Raw genomic sequence first — 25,894 nt, 5'->3', positions numbered from 1 at the left:
TATATTTCGAAAACGGCACATATATTTTGAAAACGGCACATAAAATTCGAAAACGGCACATATCTATTTTGAAGTGGTAAATATAGGCGAAATTACGGAGGATATCCTAGCTGAGGCCTGGTTTTTTTATTACAAAAACCGTCATCGAACTCATTTGGAACATCTGCACCTAACAAAATACGAACAACAAATAAATAACAAAAGCCAGCCCCCATTGTAAGAGCTGGCTTTTAATATGGTGCCTGACACCAAATGTAAACTGTCCACCCTAGGAGGACATTGGTTCACTAGCGGTGTCTAACATCCTAGCTACCTTTTTAAACCTAAGAGTGAAGTAGGTCAAGGTGGCGGCTAGGAAGATGACGAAGAAAATAGCAATGTGGCCGATGTTGTTCCACATGTAGCTGAAGTCGCCGGTTGAGATGACGGCTCTGAAGCCGGCAACGGTATAGGTCATTGGCAAGTAGTGATTGATGGTTTGCAATAGTTTCGGAACCAATTCAATTGGGTAGGTACCCGCACTGCTTGTTAATTGCAATGTTAAGAGTATAACTGCCAAGAAACGACCTGGGTTATCAAGAGTTGTTACAAGGAATTGGATGATGGCTAAGAACGTCCAACTTGATATAATACTTAGCAGAATAAAGTATGGAATACTCTTCACTTCCAATCCGAGACCAAAGAGCAAGACCGCATCAGCTAATATTGCCTGACCAATCCCGACTAATAACAAAATACCGAGCTTCCCGGCAAACCAGCTAAATCCGCTTTTCGGCTCTGTTGCTGGGGAAAGCATTGGAAAAATAATCGAAATCATGAGCGCACCGATAAATAAACTTAACGACAAGAAATATGGTGCAAACCCAGTACCATAGTTAGGAACTTGATTGATCCGGTCCTCTTTAAGATTTACCGGCTTTGCAAACATATTGTAAACATTCTTATTTGCTTTCACATCGCTGGCATCTTTAGCGCCCTTTTGCAGTTGATCGGTTAATTCCTTCGACCCGTCGGTGAGTTTTCCCATTCCGTTCGTTAAATCCGAAGAACCATTCGCCAATTTGGACATGCCTTCTTTAAGGTCCTGGCCACCGGTCGAAAGCTGGTCTGTCCCTGATGCTAATTGCACAGAGCCTTGGGCCAGTTGATTTGTACCATTTTGAAGTTGAGTAGAGCCGGATGCTAATTGATCCAAACCTGTCGATAAACTGCTGCTGCCGCCAACAATTTGGCTGAAGCCTTTCTGAGCATCGTCAAGCTTGGTGCCAAACAGCGTTAATCCTTGAGTTAACTGATCCTGTCCATCTACTAGTTGTTTCGCTCCACTGGATGATTGATTAATTCCATCTTTCAATTTACTTTGACCTTGGTTCAACTTAGTTGCGCCAACAGCTAAAGTGTCGGATGCTTGTTTCAAAGCGTTAGCATTTCCAGCTAACTCTCCTACTCCATCCGCTACTCCCTGACTCTCGGCAGATAGATTGGAAATTGTTTTAGCTAAATCATTTAGATCTGCTTTCACATTTGGATCCGTGGTGGCCGTATCAATTTCGCTGACCTTCTTCACTAACTCTTGGATCCCCTGGCTTACCGAGTCTGCTCCTACTTTCGTTTTGCCAGCACCTGCTGCTAATTGTCCCATTTTGGAGGAGAGATCAGAGGTACCGCCTGCTAAATTCTGCGAACCGTTAACAAGGTCTGGCATATTGGCTTTCGCTTGATTAAGACCATCTGATAATTGCTTTGCTCCTGTTTGTGATTTTTGTGCCCCGGCTAATAATTGAGAATTTCCATCCTTCAACTGGCCAAGACCTACATTAAATTGCTGCAGGCCACCGTTCACTTGCTTAGAACCTGACGATGCGGTTTGGACCCCTTGTGAAAAAGCAACTGAATTTTCAGCAAGAAGAGCAAGGTTTTGCTCGATTTGCTTCGCCCCAGTATCAACAGATTGAGCACCGCTCGCTAATTTATCGGTACCACCAGAAGCAGAGTTGATTCCGTCTTTTAAACTTTCGGCACCTGTTTGTGCTTGGGCAATCCCTTGATGAAGATCACCTGCACCATTGCTTGCTTTATCCAAGCCATTCGCAACATTCTTGACGTTATTGAACATAGATTCTGCGTATGTTTCCGTTACCGAACTTGAGATTTCTTCTTTGATTTTCTCAATAGCGGAGTCGCCAATTTTACTGGAAAGATAGTTGTAGCCTTCATTTGGCGTGTAAATCAATTCCATTTTTTTCGGATGATCACTTTGCAATGTTGTTGCATTTTTTGAAAAATCCTCTGGAATTTCTACTTTGATATAATATTTCTGATTTTCTAAGCCTTGATTAGCATCCTTTTCACTGACAAATTGCCAATTAAAGCTTTCCTTCTTTTTCAAATTCTTAACTAAGTCATTGCCAATCTGCAATTTTTCCCCATTAAATTCTGCCCCTTTGTCATGATTGACAATGGCAACGGGCATTCTGTCCAAATGGCCATATGGGTTCCAAAAAGCCCATAAATACACTCCGCAATAAAGAAGCGGGATGGTCATCACACCGATAATAGCGATGAGTAGCTTCTTATTATGAATAATAGCCAAAAGCTCACTTTTCAATGATGATAAAGCCTTCATGTTTGTCCTCCTCCTTTAGGCATTATCCATAAATGAATAACTTCCTAAAATAATTATCCTTTTAATAAAAAGGACTTCATAACATCAGCAATTTGTTCAGATGTCAATGGTTGATGATGTCTTTCCCAATCCGAAACAAGCGCGATATACATTTTTAAAAGCAAAAAGCTGGTGATTTCGCTATCAATGGCTCGAATGGAACCTTTGGCAATCGCGCTTTCGATTTTTTCCTTAATATAGGCGATAATCTCATCCTCTATATGCTGTAGCATCTCCGAGACGGCTATCGTTCCCATCTCTTTCTCTTCTTGGACTAATTTAAGCATAAGCTGATGCTCTGAGCGGAATTCTAATAAACGATAAAGGGCGCGATGTACATTTTCCGTAACCGGCAATTCCGGTTGAATGACCCTCTCTGCCTCTGCCTTCATTTCCTTTACCATAGAAGAAACAATGTCTTCAAACAATTCTTCTTTATTTTTAAAAAAAGTATAAATCGTCCCTTTTCCGACATTTGCCAACTTTGCCACTTGGTCCATTGTTGTTGCTTTGTAGCCAAATAAGGAAAAAGATTTTGTAGCAGCATCCACAATCATTTTTCTTCGATCTGTCACTTCGAAAACCTCCTTCTGACCATTTTAGTTTTTTAGTCATTTTATGAACTTTTAATACTATAACATAATTTTTTTGGGGATTCAAATAAAAAAATCGGAAGCGAAATCCACTTGCCGGCAAGTCAACTATCGAAGTCCAATGATAACAATTAATAAAAAAAGCTGACCCAAATCGTCCATCGTTTGAGTCAGCCTGTATTCCATTAAAATTCTAAACCATGACCAAATCCGTATAACACGCTGCCATCCTGATTATAAATCGTAACTGGAAGCTTCCCTGTTGGATTATTATTACCAAAAATGGTGTTGACACTTGCTTCAAAGCTTGCAGGATTGAAGCTATACTGGGCGAGATAAGCGTTCACAGTTGGGTAGGACATTACATCATATGGGTTTCGGATGCCCACAGCGATGACAGGTATGCCTGTTTCGATAAGCTGATTGGTCATCAACATTTGACCTGCACTTGGCGCTCTGCCTGAAACTGTGGAGGTGTAGGTTCCAACAATGATATATTTTGCATCCTTAATTTGATCTAGCTGTGTTGTAGTAAGTTTTGTCGAAGTATCTATATACGTTACGTTATCAGCGTGCTTTTTAACCTCGTTTACAAGGGTTTGGACATAGTAACCAGAGTATCCAACAACGGCGATCTTATCTCCCTTTGCCGCTTTGAGCGGAAGAACGCCATTATTTTTAACAAGCGTAATCGATTTCGCCGCTACTTCTTTTTCGATTGCCTTATGGTCGGCAGAACCGACAACATTTAAGGCATTTGCCACCTTTGCATCTAAGCTTGTTTCCACTTCAGACTTAAGGATGCCGCGTTTTAACTTTAATGTAAAAATTCTTTCGACAGACTGATTAATTCGGTCGACTGAAATATCGCCGGAGTTCACCGCATCATAAAGACCATTGGCCACAGCTGGAATTCCAACCGGCATTAACAAGATGTCCGCCCCTGCTTTTACAGCACGAATCGCCGCATTTACAGGGCCAAAATTCTGGACGATAGCTCCCATGTTCATCGCATCGGTCACAATGACACCTTTAAAGCCCATATCCTCGCGCATCAACCCTGTCAACACCTTATACGAAAGAGTTGCCGGTAGCGAAATTTCTGTTCCGTCCTTTTCCGAGATAACCTTCGTATCGTCGATTTTTGGGAAGGTTACATGTGCTGTCATCACAGCGTCAATCCCCGCATCCATTGCCTGTTGGAACGGATATAATTCTACCTTTTTCAGACGGTCGATGTCATATGGGACCATGGGCAGTCCTAAATGGGAATCGGTCGCTGTGTCGCCGTGCCCTGGAAAATGTTTAGCTGTGGAAGCCGTGCCACTTTCATGAAGACCCTTAATATAAGCTTTGCCTAAATCGGCAACAAGCTGAGGATCTGCGCTGAACGAACGAACACCGATGACAGGATTGTCAGGATTGATGTTGACGTCCATGTCAGGTCCGAAATCCATATTAATCCCAATGGCATTCAGTTCTTCGCCGATCACCTTGCCAACTTTTTCAGCCTCTGCTTCAGACCTGGTGGCTCCAAGTGCCATGTTCCCAGGAAAATCCGTACCGGTTTGCAGGCGTGTGACAATCCCGCCTTCTTGGTCAACTGAAACCAGCATTCCATACTTTTCTGAAGCGTCCTGATAGGCACTAACCAATTTAGTGGCTTGGTCAGCAGTTACCGTATTTTCACGGAATAATATCACTCCGCCAAGGTGATAATCCTTCACAAGCTGGGCGATTTCCGGCTGCATGGCAGTTACATTTTTCCCATTCCATGTTCGGAAATCCGGCATCAGCATCTGCCCGACTTTTTCCTCAACCGTCATATGCTTTATGGCATTGCCAATGATGTCATAGCGGCTCCCTTCTTCTTTTTCAACGAGAATCTGGGTTTGATTTCCTTTGTTTAGAATGGCAATTCTGTCACTATAGAAGCCGTCATCAGCATAGATAAACGTTTTGCCGTTGTGACCCGTTAGCGTAACCTCACCATTTTGACTGACCGTTGCCACGTTTTTGTTAGTGGACTTCCATGTGACATTCGCTGCCAACATAAAATGACCATCATCATAAACATGAAGCGGATTTAACGTTATTTTGTTGTCTTTCACCTCTCTGGTCACTTGAGGGACGTTAAGATCAATCACCAAATCCTTGATGAGAGAAGCAGCGTTTGCTTTTCCAATCCCGAAATTGGGAACCATTGTAACAATCAATGCCAATATCATCACCAATACTGATGTATTCTTCATCCATTTGCTCATGGTCTGCCTCCTATTTTTTGAAAAAATTGTTTTTCCGAAATGAGTGACTGATGATTTTGTCAAAGCTGATGAATAAAGCTCGCCATTTCGGCTTGCTAAAGTGTTCATTTTCAATGGTGTGAATCTAGAAGAATAATAGTTTGTCATAATAGTTGAATGGAAGTTTAATACAGACCTCCCTCCTGAATTGAATTCATTGTAGGCGGCTTACTATGTATTGTTAACGCTTACAAACAAGGTTATGTAAAGAAGATCCAAGGTACTTATGGTAGAATGACAAATTGATAGAGTTTGTCTTTGTAGATATCCACAACTTTTCCACATACAACACAACTTATCAACAAACCCCAAAATGATATCCACGATTATCAGGGTGTTTTAATCACTTATCAACAGTTAGAACAATTTTATCCACATAATCCAGAATGATATCCACAAACCCGAAAAAAATACACACAAAATGTATCACAATATCCACAGTAAAAATTTAGCATAAGCCCCACGTTTATGTTGGGGTGATCGCTTATAATGGATTGACTTTAGACGTAAGAGTAGTTCAAAAGAGACAAATCTTAATCAGATGGTTCCTGTTCTTCATCAGGAGTGGTACAGTTTTTTTCGACAATCTTCTTAAGCTCGCCCGTATCTCCTTTGGCATTGATGATTTCGAAAATTTGGTTTAAGCCTTCACTTACTTGGTCCTTTTTCATGTCGATCCCTCCCGTTTTTTTTATTATGGACCATATTTGCATTTCCAAGTAAAAAAAGGCTATACCCCAAAATGTGGCAGCCTTTTTCCATTAAAACCTTGCACCTAATTCTATGGCTTTACTATTATGATAGATGGCTTTGATCTTTAGTTTAGACTTTAGTTCTTCACACAGGCATTGCTGCTGAAGTATTTCATTGTGACGAAACTGCATTAAATGATAAAAATATTTGCTTCTAATTAACATATTTTTTAACACATGACGCACCTCCCCAATTTGTTAACATAAATCGCAGGAGATATTTTCGTGTTCGGTAACTGGCAAGCATCGTTTGTGATAAACCTTAGCCCCTATAGTTTTGCGTCACCATTTTTCAATGGCTTTGCCGTTTCGTACGATTTATGCATTTTATTACAATATACCCGATGTCAAGAAAAAGTTAAAGGGAATATTTTCCTAGTTTATTCTATTTTTCGAAAAATTAATCTTTCCTGTCTATTACTTGTCGATACAATGACTCCTCCCTTGATGATCCATCAGGAATCCTTTTTAGGAGGTTCCAAACTATCAATTTATGATCGAATAAACAGGAATGTATATATAAATAGGATTGAAAAATAAAAATAAGACTTATTCCCTAAAAAACAGAATAAGTCTTATGAACTAATATTATTTGCCAAAATCCACTGGTTTATCAGCTTTTTTGCCCATGTTGTAGAGAATCGCTTCAACAATCCTCTTCGAGGCGAGTCCGTCACCGTAAGGATTGGACGCCTTTGCCATCAGGTCGTGAGCGTTTTGATTTGAAAGTAACTCATCGGCAAGGCTGAAAATCATTTCCTCATCCGTTCCTGCGAGTTTAAGTGTTCCTGCTTGGACTCCTTCCGGACGCTCGGTGGTATCCCTTAATACAAGTACTGGAACGCCAAGGGATGGGGCTTCTTCTTGAACGCCGCCGGAATCTGTTAAAATTAAATACGCTCTTGAAGCAAAATTATGGAAATCAATCACGTCTAATGGCTCAATTAAATGGATGCGTTGGTTTTCTCCAAGTATTCTGTTGGCAATTTCACGAACAACAGGATTCATATGGACTGGGTAAATAACCTGAACGTCATCGTGCTTTTCGACGAGCCTTCTGATCGCACGGAACATATTTTCCATTGGTTCTCCAAGGTTTTCACGACGATGGGCCGTCATTAAAACAAGGCGATCATCACCTAATTTTTCTAATACAGGGTGGGAGTAATCCTTTTTAACGGTTGTTGCTAATGCATCAATCGCGGTATTCCCAGTTACGAAAATCGCTTCTTCCTGTTTATTCTCGACTAAAAGGTTTTGTTTCGATTGACTAGTTGGAGAAAAATGCAGATCAGCCAACACGCCTGTAAGCTGGCGATTCATTTCCTCCGGATACGGTGAATACTTATTCCGTGTCCGCAATCCTGCTTCAACATGTCCTATCGGAATGGAATGGTAAAATGCCGCTAGGCTCGCTACAAACGTGGTCGTCGTATCGCCATGAACTAAGACAATATCCGGCTTTACCTCTTGAAAAACCTTATTTAAGCCTTCCAAGCTTCTGGTTGTCACATCAATGAGAGATTGGCGATCCTTCATGATGTTTAAATCATAATCAGGAACGATTTCAAAAATATTCAACACTTGGTCAAGCATTTGGCGGTGCTGTGCAGTCACCGTAACAATCGATTCTATTTGATCTTGATTTTTCTCTAATTCTTTTACAAGTGGGGCCATTTTAATGGCTTCCGGTCTTGTCCCAAATACGGTCATGACTTTCAAACGTTTATCCATAATAACCTCCAAAAAACTGAAAAGAATCTGGCATTTGCCTACACCAATCATAACAAACTTTAACAAGAAAAGCCAAGTCTGTGCAGAATGTTGTCGAAAATTTGTTCTTAGTTGAACCCGGTTTACCGATGGGGTCATGAAAATCAAACCTATAGGCTATGTTAAAGCTCATTGTTGATTTTGCCACTATGTTGATTGGAGCGGAAGGCGCTCGACTCCTCGAAAATGCTATCGCATTTCCTTCGTGCGTGGGCGGATTCAAGGATGTAATTCAATTTCCTGCGGAAGTACGGGGCAGGGGAGACCCCGCAGGCGCAGGTAGCGCCGAGGAGGCTCCCCGTACCGCCACTAGAGCGGAAATCAACAGACAATTTTAACAGAGCCAACCGATAAACTCATTTTTCGTTACTTTGTCCTATTTGTTTTTTGAGCATTTTGATTATCATGGAATAGGTGGAAAAGAGCATGTCTTATACACTAAAGCGATTCGTGACACAACCATTTTATGTTTTTTGTCAAATTAGGTCATTTTTTTGGCTTTGCCTTCTATGCTTTTTTATTGTTTAATGTGATAAACAGACAAAAAACTTCTATATGCATTTCGATTACAAATGAGTTTTTAAAGGGATGGATACAGCTATTTTTCAGGAGAGATGGGAGGCAATCTTGTATATGATGGATGCGTAAGAAATGATTTTACAATAATTTTTTTTCAAATGAAATCTCATCGATAAGAGCAGACCAAGGATCTAAAATTTATGTAAGTCAGCGTGTTATTAATAATAAAAAGGAAGTTTCGTATGTTTAAACTATGTTTAATTGGATTATGCTTATTGCTGTTTTCAGGCTGCACAGTCCAAAGTCAAGATACGGAAAAGAACTCGCCTGAAAAAAAACCCCATGTCAACTCACCATCTCAAGATCAAAACAAACGGAAAAGCCTAGATAAAGAACAACTGGCCAGCCCTGCTTCAACCAATACACAGGACTCCGATGACAGTATCCAAGTGGTTGCTCATCCGGCAAGCATCCCGGTTCTTGTCAATAAACACTTTAAACTGCCAGATAACTATACGCCCTCAGATTTGGTTATGACAAGCATTCCATTTATCAGTACAACAACAAACGATAGGAAGCTAATGCGAAAGGAAGCCGCTGCCGCAATTAAAAAACTTTTTGCGGGGGCAAAAAAACAAAGGATCACCTTATTAGGGGTTTCAGCCTATCGCTCCCACGCCACCCAAACATCTTTGTTTCAATCCTATGTGAGTGTGGACGGATATGCAAAAGCACGGGACTACAGTGCCTTGCCTGGGACAAGCGAGCACGAAACAGGCCTTGCCATTGATGTCACTGGTGGTGACGGGAAATGCGCAGCCGACGATTGCTTTGGCGGAACAGCAGAGGCAAAATGGCTGAAAGCACATGCTGCTGAATACGGGTTTATCATTCGCTATCCAAAAGGAAAAGAAGCGATAACCGGCTATAAATATGAGCCATGGCATCTTCGCTATGTTGGGGTAGCCATCGCTACCAAAATCATGAAAAAAAGAATAACGCTTGAAGAATATTATCATGTAAAACCGGTTAATAAATAAAAGCTCTTAGATTGGCGAGTCCGTTAAGACAGTTTATGCGACGTAGTTTAATTTATACTTTCCTATCAGCTAAATGAGTCTGGGATTATATACTAATTTTTCATATATTTTCTTCCAAATCTTTGGTATTCTTGTCTCATAAACGATTTGGAGGATCATGGAATGAGAAGTGGTACGAAGAAAGGAAATAAATGGCTGAAAATTACTGGAATAATCCTTTTAGCTCTGGTAATAGCGGTAGGTGTTTATGCCTTTACAGTCTACAAATCTTTTAAAAATGCTGTGACAACCATGCACCAGCCGATTGAAAGAAAATCTGAATTACGTCAGCAACCGGTTGAGATTAAACAAAAACAGCCTTTCTCGGTTTTAATGTTAGGTGTGGATGAGCGCCCAGACGATAAAGGCCGTTCAGACACGATTATTGTGTTAACCGTAAATCCGAACAACAATTCAGTTAAAATGCTTAGCATTCCACGTGACACCCGTACGGAAATTGTTGGGAAGGGAACAGTAGATAAGATTAACCACGCTTATGCATTTGGCGGAGTCCCAATGTCAATGGATACCGTCGAAAAATTTCTTAATATTCCGATTGACTATTATATGAAAATTAATATGGATGGATTTAAGGATATTGTCGACGCGATTGGCGGGGTTACCGTAAAAAATGATTTGGACTTTACCCAAGATGGCTTTCATTTTCCAGTAGGGAATGTCACGCTTAACGGCGAAAAAGCGCTAAGCTACACAAGAATGAGATATGAAGACCCGAACGGTGACTTTGGCCGGCAGGCAAGACAGCGAAAGATTATCCAAGCTGTGATTGATGAAGGTACGAACCTATCGAGTTTAACCAAATTTTCTTCTATTTTTGGAGCGCTTGGAAACAACATCAAAACCAATTTAACCTTTGACCAAATAGTGGAAATTCAAAAGAACTATCGCGACGCAGGTAAAAACATCAAACAAATGGAAATCAAAGAGACCGGCACCATGATCGATAACATCTATTACGGAATTGTTTCACCCGAAGAAAAACAACGAATTCAAACAGACCTTCGAGCACAAATGGAGGTAAATAAATAAAGAGGATGTCCCTAAAGAGTCTGCCCTCTCACTTAGTAAAGTAGAGGGCTCTGACACTTAATTTTGGGACATCCTCTTAATTGGGTGCCTGACACCATGAGTTATGTAAACTTGGTGCCTGACACCTTTTTTATTTGTCTTTGATTTCTAATAGTTTTATTCTTAGTTCGTTTTCCATTGAGGCTAGTTCCTGCTCGGCGAGACGGCGTTTGGTACGGCCTTCCTCTTGGATCCTTAGTGTTTCTTCGAGGGTAGTGATTAAGCTTTCCTGCGTTTTCTTTAAGGTTTCAATATCGACAAGACCTCGTTCGTTTTCTCGGGCTGTTTCAATCGTATTGGTTTTTAGCATTTCGGCATTTTTCAACAGCAGCTCATTCGTCGTTTTTGAAACCTGCTTTTGGGCCTCAACCGCGTGGCGTTGTCTGATTAGCGTCAACGCAATCGCAACTTGATTTTTCCATAAAGGAATCGCCGTCATGATTGACGATTGTATTTTTTCCACGAGCGCCTGGTTGGTGTTTTGAATCAGGCGGATTTGCGGGGCACTTTGGATCGTAATTTCTCGGCTTAGTTTCAAATCATACAACCGTTTGTCCAAGCGGTCTGCAAATTGAATCATATCCTTGACATCTTGAAACTTCATTTGGTCATTGGTTACCTCTGCCTCTTGTTTTAGCGCCGGAATAGTTTTTTCATGTATTTCTTCAAGCTTGATTTCACCTGCCGCAATATACACATTTAAAGCTTGGAAATAGTCCTTATTCGTATCATACAACTGCTCAAGCAATTTGATGTCGGACAACAGAACATTTTTGCTTCTCTCGAGCTTCACGCTGATTCGGTCAATCTGTGCCCCTGTTTTTTGATATTTGGACAGCACTTCTTGGAGGGAGTTTGAAATTTTTCCAAACATGCGCGAGAAAAAGGATGGCTTCTCGTCCTTCAGCTCATCCGGATTCACCTCATTCAACCGTTTCATCAAGTCAGCTATGATTTCGCCAACCTCACCAATGTCCTTTTTTTGTACATGCTCAAGCATGGTCTGGGAAAAAGACAACAGCTTCCCTTGTGCCTGCGTTCCGTAAAGGATCATCGCTTGATGATTTTTCGGATCAATTTGCTCAGCAAGCTGATAGGCCTTGGCGCGGTTCTCTTCAGGGATGACATCTATGAGCTTCACAGGCCTTGCTTCCTGTGACGCCTGCGGAATGGGACTTTTGGCGGCTTCCTCCCCTTCTCCAAAAGGATTGGCCAGAATATCGTCTAATAAATTTCCAGTCTTTTTTAAGTCTATTGGATTGTTTTCATTCATTTTAGCCACCTATTTTCTTCTGGGAATGTAGAGTCCTTTTTCTTTTCAATTGAGTGCTTTGCCACATCTATTTCAAAATTTAAGTGGTCAACATCATCGGAAATCACATAATATAGATCCTCTTCCAAAACCTTCGTCAGCTCATTTAACGTTTGGCGCGTTTCCAATAACGACTGGTTGATCTCGATGTTCTTTTTCGGCTGGGCTGCTAAAAACCCATATTTCTCTGACAGCTCGACGACAGAATCCAAATGGGAATAATAAAATTCCTCCGCCTTGTAAAAACGCTTTGGCTCCTTCCAGGTCATCTTATAGATTTTTTTCGTAATTCGATGGATATCGATCCTTTGTTTGACCGAAGATACATCCCTTATCTGCAAAAGGGACTTATTCAAGCGGCTCAATTTCTGCTTTGCTTCTTTTAAGTTTTTCTTTATAGTTCGATACTCTTTTCTTGAAAGCTGGTGTTTACTTAAAAATTTGCTGCTCATATACATGGAAAGAACCAAGTAGACAACAATACCTGTACCAATAGCAATACCCGAGGAGGCGAAAAAGGTATTGTGAAAGGCGAATAAGCTTAACAACCAGGTAATCACAGTAACAGGAACGGCCACAAACGACCGGACAATAAATGCTAAGAACGGATTCATCTTATATCGACTCCTGACATCATAATCCTTTATAGTAATACGAACAAAACATCATGAATGTTTCACCTATTTAGAAGAATGGGTCACCTATCTTCGAAAAGCAGAAGGTGCCAGCTTATCTGAAGCTGGACAATTCTCGAAGTCGAATAAAAATTAATCCTATAAAAAGATTCCCATTCCATAATTCAACAATACACTAAAAAAATCCTTCCTTCCATGGACCACAAAAGTAAACATTTCTAAGACCTAAGACGTATTTTTTGTGGCAGGACTGATTGGGTGTCTCTATGGTATCACTATTTGGTGTCAGGCACCAAGTTGGGGTGTCAGGCACCGAAATTCTAGTCGCTCGAAATGGACAGTTCTCAATGTCCAATGAAAAAATCCATAAAAAAACTCCAAGCGCACAATATTACGCATGGAGTTTTTGGAGTTCTTTTTCTTCCATTGGAAAATCGTATATTGGGCCGCTTTTCTTCTGCTCTGCCGGCGAAAGATTAATGATAATTCTTTGACCAGGATGCGAAGAGCTGCATTCATTCGTTCCCACGATTCCTTCACACCGCCGCATCTGGCAGGCCGACGATTTTAAAAGAGTCCATCCCCACATAGTTCTGCCTCCATATTGGAAAGATCGATAACTGGTGATTTGATAAAACTTTCATAACTGTTGAAGTAGGGATTGGGAAAATAGGATAGGATTTGGTGTTTTTCAATAAGAGGAGATTCTTCTTTTTGGAGATAGGCCCTGTAGCCGCTCCATGGGTAGTCCTCAGGAAAAGCTACAATCCCCGCTTTAACCGGATTTAGATGAACGTATTTGCTGAGGTCAAGCTGTATCAGGCACCAACAAAAAAAAGAAAGACAGAGAGATTCGTCCCTCTGTCCACTCCACATGGACATTTGTCCACGAATTGTGCCTGACACCAAAAAAGCGTAAAACCCAATAAGGTTATTCGTTTTCGGCTAGTAGGTTTTTGATGAATTGGATGAGTTCATCGTGAAGTTCTTCGTGTTGCAAGGCCACTTCAAGGGTTGTTTTGACGAAGCCGATTTTCTCACCGACGTCAAAGCGTTTTCCCTCAAAATCATAAGCGAAGACACGCTGAATTTCGTTTAGCCTTTGAATAGCATCGGTTAGTTGAATTTCCCCGCCTGCACCTTTTTCCTGCCGATCTAGAAACATAAAAATTTCAGGGGTTAAAATATAACGGCCCATGATCGCTAAATTTGATGGGGCAGTACCTGGCTTTGGTTTTTCAACAAAATTATTGACCTGGTAACGCCTTCCCTCTTGATGGAGCGGGTCAACGATTCCATAACGATGTGTTTCATTTTCTGGTACACGCTGAACCCCGATAATAGCTGAGTAGGTTTCTTCATATTGATTAATGAGCTGACGTAAACATGGAGTTTCGCTCTGAACAATATCGTCCCCTAAAAGCACAGCAAAAGGCTCGTCACCAATAAAGTTACGCGCGCACCAAACAGCATGTCCTAAGCCTTTAGGTTCTTTCTGACGGATATAATGGATATCCGCAAGGTTAGAAGAGTAGTTTACCTTATTTAAAAGATCCCACTTTTCATGTTCTTGTAAATTTTTCTCCAATTCCGGCGCAAAATCAAAGTGGTCCTCAATCGCACGCTTCCCTTTTCCCGTTACGATAATGATATCTTCGATTCCAGACTCGATCGCTTCCTCGACAATATATTGAATGGTCGGCTTATCGACAATGGGCAGCATTTCCTTCGGCATCGCTTTTGTAGCAGGCAGAAACCTTGTTCCAAGCCCAGCTGCAGGAATGATGGCTTTACGAATCTTTTTCATGTAAATAAATTCCTCCCTAAAAAAATCCAAAATCATAATTATTTATTAATAATAATATTATATCTTCCTAATTAAAAATCCAAATTCCCCCAAGTATTATACCACACTTCACGAATAAAAGACTAAAATTAATGGTGGTATCTCCACTGTTCGTCTGAGATGAACAAATCCGCCCGTTTGTCAAGGGATTGTACCACAGGTGGAAAAAAGAGAATCCTTTCTTATATTAAAAGCAACAATTAAATGGTAGTTGGGTTGGCTTTTTTAGAAAAGACGCTGTTACGTTTTTTATATAAAAAAAATATTTTCCTGTAATGGCAATCGTGTATAATTTTACTAAAGTAATAAATTGAAATTCGCCAATAAGCAGGTTCAGGAGCGTAGTTTAATTTTTGCAACATAGGAAAGGGTGGGACCAAATGAAGAGAATTTTGATTGTATTATTAGCGATGGTAGTATTGGCGGGATGCACTCCGAAAACGTACACGACAAATCTTCAATCAGGAAATGATGCTTTAAAAAACGGAAACTATAGTGCTGCCATCACCTCCTATCAAAAAGCGGCTGACTCGAAAAAGACAGACGAGGTGGAAGAGCTTTTGCAAATCGCTCAAAATATGAATGATAGTGAAAAGGCTCTTGAGAAAGGTGACTTTGATGTTTCTATTTTTCAATTAAATAAGGTATTAAACAGCAAAAGCAGCTTGGATCTAGTGAAGCAAACTCAAGAAAAAGCCAAAACAAAATTGGCTGAAGTGAAAAAGATGGCTGCTTTGTATAATAGCTTAAAGGATGAGACCACTAAGGGAAAAACATTACTAGACCAACATCAATTTGATCAAGCTACTGAAGTTTTTAAAGGAATTTCCGAGACGGACAAGTTTACCGATAACGCTGCCATCAAAGGGCTGAAAAAAGATGGAGCTGACCTGCTTGCTCAGACGACTGCGGCGAAGCAGAAGTACGAGAAAACACAGCAGGCTTCGACGGATCAAACAGCGAAAAACACACAAGATAATCAGGCTAAGCAAGAGCCAACCAAACCGCTTACCCATCAAGAAGCAGAAGAGTTAGTCCGAAATCATCTAAATATCCAATCAAATTCAAATGTCAAAGTCGTATACGACCACGATAACGAAAAAGGAGATTATGTCATCCACGTTTACGAATTTGTCGTCGACAATCCTAGCACCAACGAAGGCCACACTTCAACATGGGGCTGGTACGGAGTCAATAAAAATACCAAAGCCATCTACGACGCAATGACAAATTAGAGGAGAGGACGCCAACTTTTGATGGCGTCTTTTTTTAATGGTGCCTGACACTCAAAATGGGGCATACCCAAAGGTGTTACCTTTTGAGGGGACACCTGATTTGGAAGACCGCACCTCCCTCTTCTGAGTTGCAGGCGGTGATGATTCCGTGATGGGCTTCGATGATGGCTTTGGTGATGGCGAGGCCGATTCCCGATCCACCATCCTCACCGCTATAGAATCGTTGGAAGATTTTTTGCGATTCTTCCGGAGCTAATCCTCTGCCGTCGTCCCTGATTTCAATCGTGACCTCCCTCTCACTCTCCCGCTGAATCGCCGACACGACAATGATTGATTCGGCATAGCGAATGGCATTCCCCAATAAATTAATGAAGGCCCGTTTCATTTTTTCCTTATCCATCAATACAGCCTCAAAAACACGGATGTCCACCTTGATGTCGATCCCCTTTTGTTCAGCAAGTGACTTTACGCTCTGCACCGCCTCCCGAATCACCGCGTCAAGCGATTCCGAAGAAAAAAAGAACGATTCCTCCACATTCTCCAATTTGGCTAAATAGGTGATGCCTTCAACGATCTTTTTCAGGCGCTGACTCTCGGCAATGATAACCTGCAGGCTTTTTTCAATGTCATCCCCTCTCACAACACCATCCAAAATCCCTTCCGCATTTCCTTGAATCGCCATTAACGGCGTTTTCAATTCATGCGAGGCATTATGAAAAAACATCTTCTGATCCTCGTCATACTGTTTCAGTTTACTGGTCAATGCCTGAAAACTATCGGCTAATTCGCCGATTTCATCATTTGTCTTAATCGAAATCTCTTTGTTCGCCCCTTTTAAGGAAAAATTCCTCATATGTTCCATCAGCAAGCGAATCGGCTTCGTTAAGCTATTTTTAAAAAATATGCCTAAAAATAGAGCAATCAACGCAGAAATGACTAAGCTAACGAGTTGAGATTTCCTCATCATCCCGTTGAAATTATTAATATCCCGTAAACTGGCGACCAGGGTTACATACCCCTTTATCTTCCCATTTTTTGCGATGATCGACTCGGTCTTGGTCACAAACTTTCGATCCGGTCCTTTACTCTTCTCCATGACGTGATCGAGGGAAACATTCCCCATGTCAGTATAAACAATCTCCTGATCGGCCCTCCAGATAATCATTTTTGAAGACAGTAATCGCTCCGAAACGGTAAAGGCCCTTTCGTTTGCCAGCTTTTTTTGGACAAGATTATTAGAAAGGGAAACTTTGCTCAATAATTGACTCATCACCTTCGCATCCTTTTGAAGCTGCTGTTCGGTTTCATGAATCAAATAGCGCTGTGAAATGAAGCGGAACGAGATGCTTGTAATCATAAAAATACTGAAAATCAGTAAAAAATAGGTCAATAACAGCTTTGAACCGATTTTCATTTTAATCATCGACACGGTACCCATAGCCCCATATCGTTGACAACTCCACTGTAGACTCATGATTCTCCAGTTTTTTGCGCACCCGTTTGACCAGGTCATCGATCAGCCGGCCGTCGCCTGCAAATTCATACCCCCAAATAAATTGCAGCAATTCTTCTCTCGTAAATGGCTTCCCTTTGTTACGGGCCAGGAACACGAACAAATCATACTCCTTCGTCGTAAATTTAATCTCCTGTCCATCCTTTTCTATATATCTTCTCTCGGTGTTAATCGCTACATCACGAATGTTGATGACTGTCTGCTCAGGGGCCGACACTGATTTTTCTATCCGTTTAAAAATAATTTTCATTCGCACGATCAGCTCTCTTGGACTGAAAGGTTTGGTTAGGTAGTCATCACCGCCAAGCTCCAGCCCCAAGATCCGGTCAAATTCGCCATCTCGTGCCGAAACAAAAATAATCGGTATATCACTTATTTTGCGAATTTGTTTGCAAAGCTCAAGGCCGTCGAGGTGAGGCATCATGATATCAATAATTAATAAATCTGGCTTCAATCGCTGCATCTCTTGGTAGACGTTCGTGCCGTCTGAAAAAAGCGTCACTTTAAAACCTTCAGCTTCAATATATTTTTGCAGGATATCGCGAATATTTTTTTCATCATCTACGACAAAAATATGCTTCATCCTCATCACCTCACCTCAAATTATATAATAAAGAAGAGATAGCGTCGTACACTATCTCTTCAAGCAAAACTTATTTTAAAATGCTAATCAATTGATCTAATTCAGCAGAAATCATTTTCATTTTATCATTGATTTGCTGATTGGTAGCAATTAGTTTATTGTATTGATCGCTAGCTGAGCCGTTTTTCAGTGCCACCTTAAGTGCCTTTCTTTCAGTATTACTTTCTTTTACGAGTGGCTTCATTTCACGATTAAGCTTTGTTAATTGCTGTCTAACTGGTTTTGCTTGTTTCATTTTGTCTTTATTTCCGCTCGTTTTCGCAGCCTGCGTTAAATCAAGTAGCTGATCCTGTTTTTCTACCAATTGTTTTTGTAAATCTAAATGGTCCTCACGTAACTTGTTGAGCTGGTGAATTTGATCCTTATACTGACTTAGATTTACTGACTTATTTCCATGTTCAGACGCCGTTGTTGACGGAGCGGTAGCCGCCACATTCGATTGATTTCCAGCAGCAGAAACAGTTTTCATTCCATAAATTCCTCCGCCCAGGAGCAGTGCCACTCCCACACCTGCAATAATCACTTTCTTCAACAACCTCACTCCTTTCAATTTCATCACCTAGTATAGACAAAGAGTGCGGCATAACATCGGAATAAATGTGTGAAAAGTATGTGAAACAGTACTTGCGGGCGCTAGTGTCCACTGTAGACGTACAAATGTCCACGATCGGTGCTTGACACCAGTAGTTATGTAAACTCGGTGCCTGACACCTATTCCTCTTGCTTGTCTTTTTAATCTACTTTATGATAATAGAAATATTAGTAAATTAATTCTGATTGGTGCCTGACACCTGAGAGTGTGACACCTGAAAGGAGATATTCCATGGAATCTAGCGGTATTTTTCATTCTGTTTGCTCCCTTGACTGCCCTGATCAGTGTGGGCTGCTTTTGCATAAAGAAGACGGAAGGATTGTAAAGGTTGAGGGAGACCCGAACCATCCTGTGACGAAAGGGAATATTTGCAATAAAGTTCGGAATATGGCTGAACGAATTCATGATGAACATCGTTTGAAATACCCATTGAAGCGAATAGGGGCTAAGGGTGAAGGTAAATTTGAGCGTATAAGCTGGGACGAAGCCATCCACACCATTACTTCCCGCTGGAAAGAACTGATTCAAACGGATAGACCTGAGAGCATCCTTCCTTATAGTTTTTATGGTAACATGGGCAATCTCAGCGCGGAAGGAATGGACCGTCGTTTCTTTCATCGCCTAGGTGCCTCCCAGCTCGACCGAACCATCTGCAGTGTAGCTGGCTCAGTCGGCTACAAATATACGATGGGTGGCAGCTTTGGAACGGATCCAGAGGATACGGTTCATTCAAAACTAATCATCTTCTGGGGGATCAATGCCGTTAGCACCAACAAGCAACAAGTGGCACTTGCACTTAAGGCTCGCAAGCAAAACGGAGCAAAAATCATCGTCATCGATGTCCACAAAAATCAAACTGGTAGATTAGCAGATTGGTTTATTCCTATTTTACCAGGGACCGATAGCGCTCTTGCCCTAGGAATCATGCATATATTATTTGCCGAAAAAATGGTCGATGCTTCTTTTTTAAAAAATTTCACAGTGGGACACGAAGAACTGCGTGAGCATGTTAAGCAGTATGACCCTATTAGCATTTCTAAAATCACAGGTGTTTCCGTAGAGGATATATATAAGCTTGCTCGAATGTACGGTAAAACATCCCCTTCGTTTATTCGCATTGGAAACGGGCCGCAGCATCATGATAATGGTGGTATGTTCGTCCGAACCGTTTCCTGCCTCCCCGCTCTAACAGGCCAGTGGCTAGTAAAAGGAGGCGGCGCCATCAAAGGGAATTCAGGCTATCTTGCACATCATGCAGATAGTTTACAGCGTCCGGATTTGCTTAAAAATAAACTGACTCGCGTCATTAACATGAACCAGCTTGGCGAAGCGTTACTGGCTTTGGACCCTCCGGTTCGGTCCCTTTATGTGTACGGCTGCAACCCCGCAGTTGTGGCTCCAGCCGGCAATAAAGTTCGCCAAGGACTGGGACGGGAGGATCTATTTACCGTCGTCCACGATTTGTTTTTAACAGATACAGCAAAATTTGCAGATATTGTCTTGCCAGCGACATCGTCATTCGAAAATACAGATTTTTACGCATCATACTGGCATCATTATATGCAGATCCAGCAGCCTGTTTTGGAACCATATGGAGAGGCAAAATCAAACGTAGATGTTTTTCGCCTACTAGCAAGAGAAATGGACTTTCATGACCCTGCCTTTGAAGAGACAGAAGCGGAAATGATAGCACGATCCCTTGACAATCCAAGCAATCCCTATTTAGAAGGAATAAGTTATGAGGATTTAGTGGACAAGCAATACATGAAGGCCAAGGTGAAACCGTTGTTCCCAGGCATCCTTCCGACACCGAGTGGAAAAATTGAGTTATATTCAGAAAAAATGAAAGCAGATGGGTATCCGGCATTACCTACTTATATACCATTAGTTGAGGATCGCGATCACCCATTCATATTCATTCCTAGCCCGAATCATAATTTCTTAAACTCTACTTTTTCCAACAATCAAAAGCATATTTCGCTAGAAAAAGAGCCTCGCTTATACATGAGTCACGAGGACGCAATCGCAGCCGGAATCGAGGATGGTGAAATGGTTCGGGTATGGAATCAACTTGGGGAATGTAAGCTAAAAGTGAGCGTCGGTGATCATGTTCTTCCAGGAGTAGTCGTTTCTCAAGGACTTTGGGGGGACGGGGAAAACACAAAGCATCACGTCAACTCCCTCACCCCTGACCGACTCTCCGACATGGGCGGCGGCGCAACCTTCTTCTCTGGCCGCGTCAGTGTAGAAAAAAAATAAATGTCGGTGCCTGACACCCATGATAGAAAAAAGAGAGAAGGGGGTCCCTTCTCTCTTTTCTGTTATGCGGAACAATACTTGGGGTTCTCTGCTGCTCATCCCGCTTTGTACCCTGTTCCCATGATTTCTTGGGCACTATGGACAGTCACATAGGCGTTCTTGTCAATTTCACGGAGGATGCTTTTGAGTTGGACAATTTCTTGTTTATTAATCACAATGTAGAGCACTTCTTTATTTTTTCCAGAATAACCGCCGCGCCCATCCAAAACCGTGATTCCATGCAGCATCTGTCTTTTAACTCTATCCAAAATTAACTCAGGTGAATTAGAAATAATTAAAACAGCGACCCTCTCATCTAGCCCATCCACAATAAAATCAATGGCTTTCGCCCCGATATACACAATTAGCAAAGTATACATCGCTTTTTCTATTCCAATAATAAAAACCGACCCCGCGATAACCACAATATCAATAAACAGCATCGCTTTGCCAATGCTCCATCCTACTAATTGATGAATGATCCTCGCTAAAATGGTCGACCCGCCCGAGGTACCACCTGCGCGAAAAATCAGCCCTAACCCCACACCAACTAATAATCCGGCAAATACAGAAGCCAATAAGGTATCAGAAGTTAACTTTCTTCCAAAGCCTTCAGTAAAAAACATAAAACCCGAACATGCCGCAATCGAGATCAGTGTGTAAACCAATGTTCTTTTTGCAAAAAATTTATACCCTACTAGTAAAAGCGCCACATTTAACACAAAATTCACGACACCTGGCGACCAATGAAAAAGATAGTAGGTAATAATCGTAATCCCTAAAATTCCTCCTTCTGAAAGGTGATTGGGAATAGTAAAAAAATTTACACCAAGAGCAAAAATAAGGGAACCGAGCAAAATCAATGCAATATCTTTCATCGTTTTATTCATAAACAAAACCTCTTTTTTTAACAAGAACTCGCTACTAATTATGATGCATCATGATTTCTCTTTCAACTAGATTGGATGAAAAAATATGAAATATAAATGAATTATTACTCACAATAATAAGGAAATTTTTACCACATAAATAGTGCAAGGGTCCCGCCTATGAGCGCCACCTTTAAAGGGTGTCAGCCACCGAAAAAAGGTACCGAAAATTGCTCGCCATAAAGCGGGATAAATGAAAACTCGCCGATTGGCGAGTCCGTTAGGACGAAGACAGAGGCGTAGTTGAATTTATGCGACATAGGAAAGTATAAATTGGTGAAAATTTATACTTTCCTATTAGCCAAAAAAAGACTTGCCCCGAAGATTGATATTCAGGGCAAGTCTTTTTATTTATTTACTTGTTACTGCAGTATAGGCATTAGCTTCGCCGAATCCAAATAGTTCATCATGGCCTTTTTTTCCATAATCAAGTGCTGTCTTCTTGATTAATGCCTGCACTTGGGCCGGATTAAAGTCTGGATGAGCCGCTTTGATTACCCCTGCAATTCCGGCAACCTTTGGCGAGGCCATCGATGTACCATGCAAATAGGCATAATTTGGAGTTAAGGTTGTAGCTTTACTTGGCGGTAAATTAGTTGGCCAAGTTGACAATGTCCGATACGTAAAATCACGATCGCTCAAATTACGTGTTGCATCATACAATGGGCCGTTGTCCCCACCAGGAGCAGCGACATCGATAAAACTATTACCATAGTTTGAATAGAATGCCAGCTTATCCATTGACCACTTATTGGAAGATGAAACGGTGATCACTCCAGGCGTTCCACCAGGCGTTTCAATCGCTACCCCTTTGTAAACCGTATTTGCATCAGCATAGTTGGCATTCATATAGTCTGTTAATGACTTTTTATCAGCGTAGTTTAGCGCTTCGTTACCAGCAGCCGCTACGACTGTTACATTTTTCTTAATGGCGTACTGAACAGCCCGCTTCCAAAGAAGCACATCGGCGATATCATTATAACGAGTGCCATCAACAAAATACTTCAAATTATCAAACCCGCCAATTGACATGTTGATGACATCAACATTATCGTTCGCAGCTGCAATAATAGCCGCTACGATTGGGGCTGTTGGTGCACTTCCGCTGGAATCAAAAATACGATAAGCGCGAAGTCCTAAATCCGGACCAACACCCTTTACTTTTCCATTCGCTGCAATAGAACCGGCCACATGCGTACCATGTCCATTCGTATCTGTTACGTTAGTTGGATCGCCCTTTTCTACAGGAAGATTACCCTTATAACCGCCGGCAGGAACAAAATTTTGTCCGCCTACAAAATTCGCTTTAAGATCAGGATGATTTTTATCAATTCCTGAGTCGATTACCCCTACTACTGCCTTGTGAATGGTACCATTGCTTGTTTCAGTACCACCCGACTCAATCTTGTAAGAGTCTCCATTATGGGTTAAATGCTGCATATCCCATTGAAGGTCCCAATAGGAAGCTGTATCAGGAAGTGTCACCGGTTTGCCATCTGCACCATCAGGAGTAACACCCTCAGGCTCACCGTCGTCCATTTTGTAAAAACGTTCACTGTTTGCTGCAACAATATTACCACTAGACTTCAACTGATTTAGAAAATCAGGATTGCTAGAGCGAACCTCTAATCCGCCAATCTCCGGAATGGCTTTTACTACTTCTCCACCGGCGTTCTTAATTTCAGTTTGGTAGTCTTTCGGTAACGATTGATTATAAGCTATCAGGTAATTCTTGCTTACCGACTGCGTGACTGCTGATGTGTGTGTACCCATGGTGAATGATAATAGAGACATTGCTAAAACACTGCTGGCGACAACCGCCATCCCCTTTTTTCTCTTTTTCACTAGATAAACCCCCTAGAATGAATTTTCTGACACTTCTAATTTTAGCTTGTACTAGTCTCATTTGGATACAAATTTATCTCGATAAAGAACGACATAGTTTTTAAGAATTTTGTCGATTTTCCGGGGATTTTGGTTGCTTTTTTACGAAAGATTGAAGTTCATTTGCGGAAAGTTGAGGTTCATTTGCGAAAAACTAGCTTTCATTTGCGGAAAGTCGAGGTTTATTTGCGAAAAACTAGCTTCCATTTGCGGTAAGTCGAGGTTTATTTGCGAAACTAGCTTTCATTTGCGGTAAGTCGAGGTTTATTTGCGAAAAACTAGCTTTCATTTGCGGAAAGTCGAGGTTTATTTGCGAAAACTAGCTTCCATTTGCGGAAAGTCGACCTTCATTTGCGAAAAACTAGCTTCCATTTGCGGAAAGGCGACCTTCATTTGCGAAAAACTAGCTTCTATTTGCGGAAAGTCGACCTTCATTTGCGAAAAACTAGTTTCCATTTGCGGAAAGTCGACCTTCATTTGCGAAAAACTAGCTTCCATTTGCGGAAAGTCGACCTTCATTTGCGAAAAACTAGTTTCCATTTGCGGAAAGTCGACCTTCATTTGCGAAAAACTAGTTTCCATTTGCAGAAAGGCGACCTTCATTTGCGAAATACTAGCTTTCATTTGCGGTAAGTCGACGTTCATTTGCGAAAAACTAGCTTTCATTTGCGGTAAGTCGACCTTCATTTGCGAAAACTAGCTTTCATTTCATAAGCACAAAAAAAGTCCTTCAAACTTCGAAGGACTTTTTTAGAATGTTTTTATTAGATAATGATAGAGTATTGCTCGATCAATTTACGTATTAAGGGGCTTGTTCCATCGGGCAATTCTCTTATGTCAAAAAATTGGGCATCAATCGATTCGATGCCGTCAATTGTGATGGTTTTGTTTTTAATATCCTTACAAATATAAGCAATCGTCACTGGATAGAATTGGTCGCCATTTGGCAGCGTCACAAAATATTGCTTTCCTGAAAAAACGCCGACTAATTCCAGCTGGCCAATTTCTACTCCTGTTTCCTCAAAAACTTCTCTTCTTCCGGCTTCCTCAGCGGATTCTCCTAATTCTAGCAAACCGCCTGGAAGTGCCCACATCCCATTCGGCCTTTTTTGCAATAATATTTTATTTTCCTCATCTATAATTCCTACGACAGATCCCACTAAAATGAGCGGCTGTGTTCCGACAATTTTTCGCAAATCTTCAATATAACCCATCTCATCCTCCAAAAGTAAAATTAGTTCGATATAGTAATCCTTCATCTGCAAAAGACAGGTCTACTTTTTATAATTAGCATAATCAACGATTCCGTCGGCGATGTTGGTTAGTAGATTTTTCAGGTAGACGGGGTCGGACAGGCTTCGGTCTTCCGCCGGATTTGTCATGTAGCCCATTTCTACTAAGGTGGATGGAACCTTGGACCAGTTGAAGCCGGACAAGTCACCCCTGTAGGAAATGCCATTCACCGTGACGGCAGTGTTCTTTTTCGTTTCATCAACAATAAACTGAGAAGCCTTTAAACTATCCTCAAAAATCCCCTTCGTGTACGGGTCATTTTGGGCCGGCGTCAGGACTGACAAGCCTCTGACATTTTGATCGTCAGAGCCATCTGCATGGAGCCGAATTAATAAATCAGCATGTTGTTGATTGGCCACTTCTGCTCTGTCAATATTACTTAAATTGACTTGATTCGTTGTCCTTGTATAAATGACCTTTACCCCTCTTTTTTCCAAAATTCCGCCTAGAATAAGGGCTGCATCCAAGGTTAACTTGTATTCTGGTTTTCCTGTTACAACCCCAGTGGTCCCGCCCGTCACTTTAGTCTTTAATTCCGACGCCCCTGGACCAACCGGTTCGGTTCCTAGATTCGCTTTTTCCTGATGGCCAGGATCAATGACGACTAAAAACTCCTTTTGGAGCTGATTTGATTGATCGGGCGTGACCGAATCCGTTTTTTTCGGTTCTTCTGTCGGAGCATTTCCCGCTCCGTTCGTTACCGCAGTAGTTGAATCCGCAGCGGCAGACGTGTTTTCCGCTTCCTTCTTTTCGTCCTCCACCGCCTTAGTCCCTGTTCCAGCGACAGAACTCTTCACCTGTGATGCGTTATTTTTTTTCGTATGTTCCTTTGCTCCTGCCTGATGGAAAAATAGAAAAGATCCCAGCAGCAAGATTACTGAAGCGAATCCTATTCCAATTCCAATTCTGGTTCTGATACCACCTGTTTTAGACGACATATT

At 41.4% G+C, this 25,894-nt stretch carries 22 protein-coding genes and 1 riboswitch; of the genes, 4 read left to right on the top strand and 18 right to left on the bottom strand.

All coding sequences use genetic code 11. From position 1 onward, the window contains the following. Positions 1-268: 268 nt before the first annotated feature. The 5 genes from BN1082_RS06200 to wecB all read right to left on the bottom strand — a co-directional run bounded on the left by BN1082_RS06200 (position 269) and on the right by wecB (position 8,047). Positions 269-2,626 (bottom strand): YhgE/Pip domain-containing protein, encoded by a 2,358-nt coding sequence (locus BN1082_RS06200; protein WP_090632253.1) that lies wholly within the window; start codon positions 2,624-2,626, stop codon positions 269-271. 53 nt (positions 2,627-2,679) lie between these two features. Next, a complete protein-coding gene (locus BN1082_RS06195; RefSeq protein ID WP_090633201.1) occupies positions 2,680-3,222 on the bottom strand; it encodes a TetR/AcrR family transcriptional regulator in 543 nt (180 codons plus the stop codon). A gap of 221 nt (positions 3,223-3,443) precedes the next feature. After that, positions 3,444-5,522, bottom strand: coding sequence for a glycoside hydrolase family 3 protein (locus BN1082_RS06190; protein WP_425412112.1), 2,079 nt, complete (start codon positions 5,520-5,522; stop codon positions 3,444-3,446). Between the two features lie 572 nt (positions 5,523-6,094). Beyond that, positions 6,095-6,232 (bottom strand): hypothetical protein, encoded by a 138-nt coding sequence (locus BN1082_RS27350; RefSeq protein ID WP_176699668.1) that lies wholly within the window; start codon positions 6,230-6,232, stop codon positions 6,095-6,097. A gap of 309 nt (positions 6,233-6,541) precedes the next feature. Then, positions 6,542-6,629: riboswitch (cyclic di-GMP riboswitch) on the bottom strand. A gap of 272 nt (positions 6,630-6,901) precedes the next feature. Then, entirely contained in the window at positions 6,902-8,047 is a 1,146-nt protein-coding gene (gene wecB / locus BN1082_RS06185; RefSeq protein ID WP_090632250.1) for a non-hydrolyzing UDP-N-acetylglucosamine 2-epimerase, read from the bottom strand. Positions 8,048-8,847: 800 nt separating this feature from the next. Here wecB and BN1082_RS06175 point away from each other — a divergent pair. Together BN1082_RS06175 and tagU are read left to right on the top strand one after the other, a co-directional pair. Further along, the gene (locus tag BN1082_RS06175) at positions 8,848-9,645 is read left to right on the top strand and encodes a M15 family metallopeptidase (RefSeq protein WP_090632243.1); all 798 of its coding nucleotides are present in this window, start codon (positions 8,848-8,850) and stop codon (positions 9,643-9,645) included. A gap of 162 nt (positions 9,646-9,807) precedes the next feature. Further along, entirely contained in the window at positions 9,808-10,734 is a 927-nt protein-coding gene (tagU, locus tag BN1082_RS06170; protein ID WP_090632241.1) for a polyisoprenyl-teichoic acid--peptidoglycan teichoic acid transferase TagU, read from the top strand. Positions 10,735-10,864: 130 nt separating this feature from the next. Here tagU and BN1082_RS06165 read toward each other — a convergent pair whose 3' ends face one another. The 5 genes from BN1082_RS06165 to galU form a co-directional block, all read right to left on the bottom strand. Then, on the bottom strand, positions 10,865-12,046 hold the full coding sequence (locus tag BN1082_RS06165; RefSeq protein ID WP_090632239.1) for a toxic anion resistance protein: 1,182 nt from the start codon (positions 12,044-12,046) through the stop codon (positions 10,865-10,867). Continuing rightward, positions 12,043-12,699, bottom strand: a complete 657-nt coding sequence (locus tag BN1082_RS06160; protein WP_090632236.1) for a 5-bromo-4-chloroindolyl phosphate hydrolysis family protein — start codon at positions 12,697-12,699, stop codon at positions 12,043-12,045. The genes BN1082_RS06165 and BN1082_RS06160 overlap by 4 nt, the downstream gene beginning before the upstream one ends. 412 nt (positions 12,700-13,111) lie before the next feature. After that, complete coding sequence (locus tag BN1082_RS06155; protein ID WP_090632234.1) at positions 13,112-13,309, bottom strand: magnesium chelatase domain-containing protein; 198 nt, start codon at positions 13,307-13,309, stop codon at positions 13,112-13,114. Then, complete coding sequence (locus tag BN1082_RS27345) at positions 13,288-13,626, bottom strand: hypothetical protein (RefSeq protein WP_176699667.1); 339 nt, start codon at positions 13,624-13,626, stop codon at positions 13,288-13,290. The genes BN1082_RS06155 and BN1082_RS27345 overlap by 22 nt, the downstream gene beginning before the upstream one ends. A 25-nt stretch (positions 13,627-13,651) precedes the next feature. Then, the gene (galU, locus tag BN1082_RS06150) at positions 13,652-14,527 is read right to left on the bottom strand and encodes a UTP--glucose-1-phosphate uridylyltransferase GalU (protein ID WP_090632231.1); all 876 of its coding nucleotides are present in this window, start codon (positions 14,525-14,527) and stop codon (positions 13,652-13,654) included. Positions 14,528-14,946: 419 nt separating this feature from the next. Here galU and BN1082_RS06145 point away from each other — a divergent pair, with 419 nt between their 5' ends. After that, positions 14,947-15,801, top strand: a complete 855-nt coding sequence (locus tag BN1082_RS06145) for a lipoprotein (protein WP_090632229.1) — start codon at positions 14,947-14,949, stop codon at positions 15,799-15,801. 76 nt (positions 15,802-15,877) lie between these two features. Here BN1082_RS06145 and BN1082_RS06140 read toward each other — a convergent pair whose 3' ends face one another. The 3 genes from BN1082_RS06140 to BN1082_RS06130 form a co-directional block, all read right to left on the bottom strand. Beyond that, positions 15,878-17,224: a sensor histidine kinase gene (locus BN1082_RS06140; protein WP_176699666.1), complete on the bottom strand. Its 1,347-nt coding sequence runs from the start codon at positions 17,222-17,224 to the stop codon at positions 15,878-15,880. Beyond that, positions 17,217-17,903, bottom strand: a complete 687-nt coding sequence (locus BN1082_RS06135; protein ID WP_218055136.1) for a response regulator transcription factor — start codon at positions 17,901-17,903, stop codon at positions 17,217-17,219. Before BN1082_RS06135 ends, BN1082_RS06140 begins: the two co-directional genes overlap by 8 nt. A 64-nt stretch (positions 17,904-17,967) precedes the next feature. Continuing rightward, a complete protein-coding gene (locus BN1082_RS06130; protein ID WP_090632220.1) occupies positions 17,968-18,489 on the bottom strand; it encodes a hypothetical protein in 522 nt (173 codons plus the stop codon). 291 nt (positions 18,490-18,780) lie between these two features. Here BN1082_RS06130 and BN1082_RS06125 point away from each other — a divergent pair, with 291 nt between their 5' ends. Next, entirely contained in the window at positions 18,781-20,808 is a 2,028-nt protein-coding gene (locus BN1082_RS06125) for a molybdopterin oxidoreductase family protein (RefSeq protein ID WP_090632218.1), read from the top strand. A 95-nt stretch (positions 20,809-20,903) separates the two neighbouring features. On the opposite strand, the gene BN1082_RS06120 is transcribed toward BN1082_RS06125, so the two are convergent. The 5 genes from BN1082_RS06120 to BN1082_RS06100 all read right to left on the bottom strand — a co-directional run bounded on the left by BN1082_RS06120 (position 20,904) and on the right by BN1082_RS06100 (position 25,891). Beyond that, complete coding sequence (locus tag BN1082_RS06120) at positions 20,904-21,737, bottom strand: YitT family protein (RefSeq protein WP_090632216.1); 834 nt, start codon at positions 21,735-21,737, stop codon at positions 20,904-20,906. Between the two features lie 390 nt (positions 21,738-22,127). Next, positions 22,128-23,621 carry a S8 family serine peptidase gene (locus BN1082_RS06115; protein ID WP_342666632.1) on the bottom strand — a complete coding sequence of 498 codons (1,494 nt, stop codon included), beginning with the start codon at positions 23,619-23,621 and terminating at the stop codon, positions 22,128-22,130. 345 nt (positions 23,622-23,966) lie between these two features. Then, on the bottom strand, positions 23,967-24,347 hold the full coding sequence (locus BN1082_RS06110; protein ID WP_141650824.1) for a hypothetical protein: 381 nt from the start codon (positions 24,345-24,347) through the stop codon (positions 23,967-23,969). Positions 24,348-24,424: 77 nt separating this feature from the next. Then, complete coding sequence (locus BN1082_RS06105; RefSeq protein ID WP_090632210.1) at positions 24,425-24,874, bottom strand: NUDIX hydrolase; 450 nt, start codon at positions 24,872-24,874, stop codon at positions 24,425-24,427. A gap of 60 nt (positions 24,875-24,934) precedes the next feature. Continuing rightward, positions 24,935-25,891: an N-acetylmuramoyl-L-alanine amidase family protein gene (locus BN1082_RS06100; protein WP_090632208.1), complete on the bottom strand. Its 957-nt coding sequence runs from the start codon at positions 25,889-25,891 to the stop codon at positions 24,935-24,937. Between the last annotated feature and the right edge of the window lie 3 nt (positions 25,892-25,894).

The organism is Neobacillus massiliamazoniensis, from assembly GCF_001048695.1.
Lineage (GTDB): Bacteria > Bacillota > Bacilli > Bacillales > Cytobacillaceae > Neobacillus > Neobacillus massiliamazoniensis.
The sequence above is the reverse complement of the archived record's forward strand: the minus strand, read 5'-3'. Positions and strand labels throughout refer to the sequence as shown.

What these genes read in the sequence shown, in the direction of transcription:
- BN1082_RS27350 (WP_176699668.1), bottom strand. Translation starts at nt 6,232, where the DNA reads ATGAAAAAGGACCAAGTAAGTGAAGGCTTAAACCAAATTTTCGAAATC.
- BN1082_RS06200 (WP_090632253.1), bottom strand. Translation starts at nt 2,626, where the DNA reads ATGAAGGCTTTATCATCATTGAAAAGTGAGCTTTTGGCTATTATTCAT.
- BN1082_RS06175 (WP_090632243.1), top strand. Translation starts at nt 8,848, where the DNA reads ATGTTTAAACTATGTTTAATTGGATTATGCTTATTGCTGTTTTCAGGC.
- galU (WP_090632231.1), bottom strand. Translation starts at nt 14,527, where the DNA reads ATGAAAAAGATTCGTAAAGCCATCATTCCTGCAGCTGGGCTTGGAACA.
- BN1082_RS06125 (WP_090632218.1), top strand. Translation starts at nt 18,781, where the DNA reads ATGGAATCTAGCGGTATTTTTCATTCTGTTTGCTCCCTTGACTGCCCT.
- BN1082_RS06100 (WP_090632208.1), bottom strand. Translation starts at nt 25,891, where the DNA reads ATGTCGTCTAAAACAGGTGGTATCAGAACCAGAATTGGAATTGGAATA.
- BN1082_RS06155 (WP_090632234.1), bottom strand. Translation starts at nt 13,309, where the DNA reads ATGTGGGGATGGACTCTTTTAAAATCGTCGGCCTGCCAGATGCGGCGG.
- BN1082_RS06160 (WP_090632236.1), bottom strand. Translation starts at nt 12,699, where the DNA reads ATGAATCCGTTCTTAGCATTTATTGTCCGGTCGTTTGTGGCCGTTCCT.
- BN1082_RS06195 (WP_090633201.1), bottom strand. Translation starts at nt 3,222, where the DNA reads ATGATTGTGGATGCTGCTACAAAATCTTTTTCCTTATTTGGCTACAAA.
- BN1082_RS06140 (WP_176699666.1), bottom strand. Translation starts at nt 17,224, where the DNA reads ATGATTAAAATGAAAATCGGTTCAAAGCTGTTATTGACCTATTTTTTA.
- BN1082_RS06120 (WP_090632216.1), bottom strand. Translation starts at nt 21,737, where the DNA reads ATGAATAAAACGATGAAAGATATTGCATTGATTTTGCTCGGTTCCCTT.
- wecB (WP_090632250.1), bottom strand. Translation starts at nt 8,047, where the DNA reads ATGGATAAACGTTTGAAAGTCATGACCGTATTTGGGACAAGACCGGAA.
- BN1082_RS06110 (WP_141650824.1), bottom strand. Translation starts at nt 24,347, where the DNA reads ATGAAGGTCGACTTACCGCAAATGAAAGCTAGTTTTTCGCAAATGAAC.
- BN1082_RS06190 (WP_425412112.1), bottom strand. Translation starts at nt 5,522, where the DNA reads ATGAGCAAATGGATGAAGAATACATCAGTATTGGTGATGATATTGGCA.
- BN1082_RS06145 (WP_090632229.1), top strand. Translation starts at nt 14,947, where the DNA reads ATGAAGAGAATTTTGATTGTATTATTAGCGATGGTAGTATTGGCGGGA.
- tagU (WP_090632241.1), top strand. Translation starts at nt 9,808, where the DNA reads ATGAGAAGTGGTACGAAGAAAGGAAATAAATGGCTGAAAATTACTGGA.
- BN1082_RS06105 (WP_090632210.1), bottom strand. Translation starts at nt 24,874, where the DNA reads ATGGGTTATATTGAAGATTTGCGAAAAATTGTCGGAACACAGCCGCTC.
- BN1082_RS06135 (WP_218055136.1), bottom strand. Translation starts at nt 17,903, where the DNA reads ATGAGGATGAAGCATATTTTTGTCGTAGATGATGAAAAAAATATTCGC.
- BN1082_RS06165 (WP_090632239.1), bottom strand. Translation starts at nt 12,046, where the DNA reads ATGAATGAAAACAATCCAATAGACTTAAAAAAGACTGGAAATTTATTA.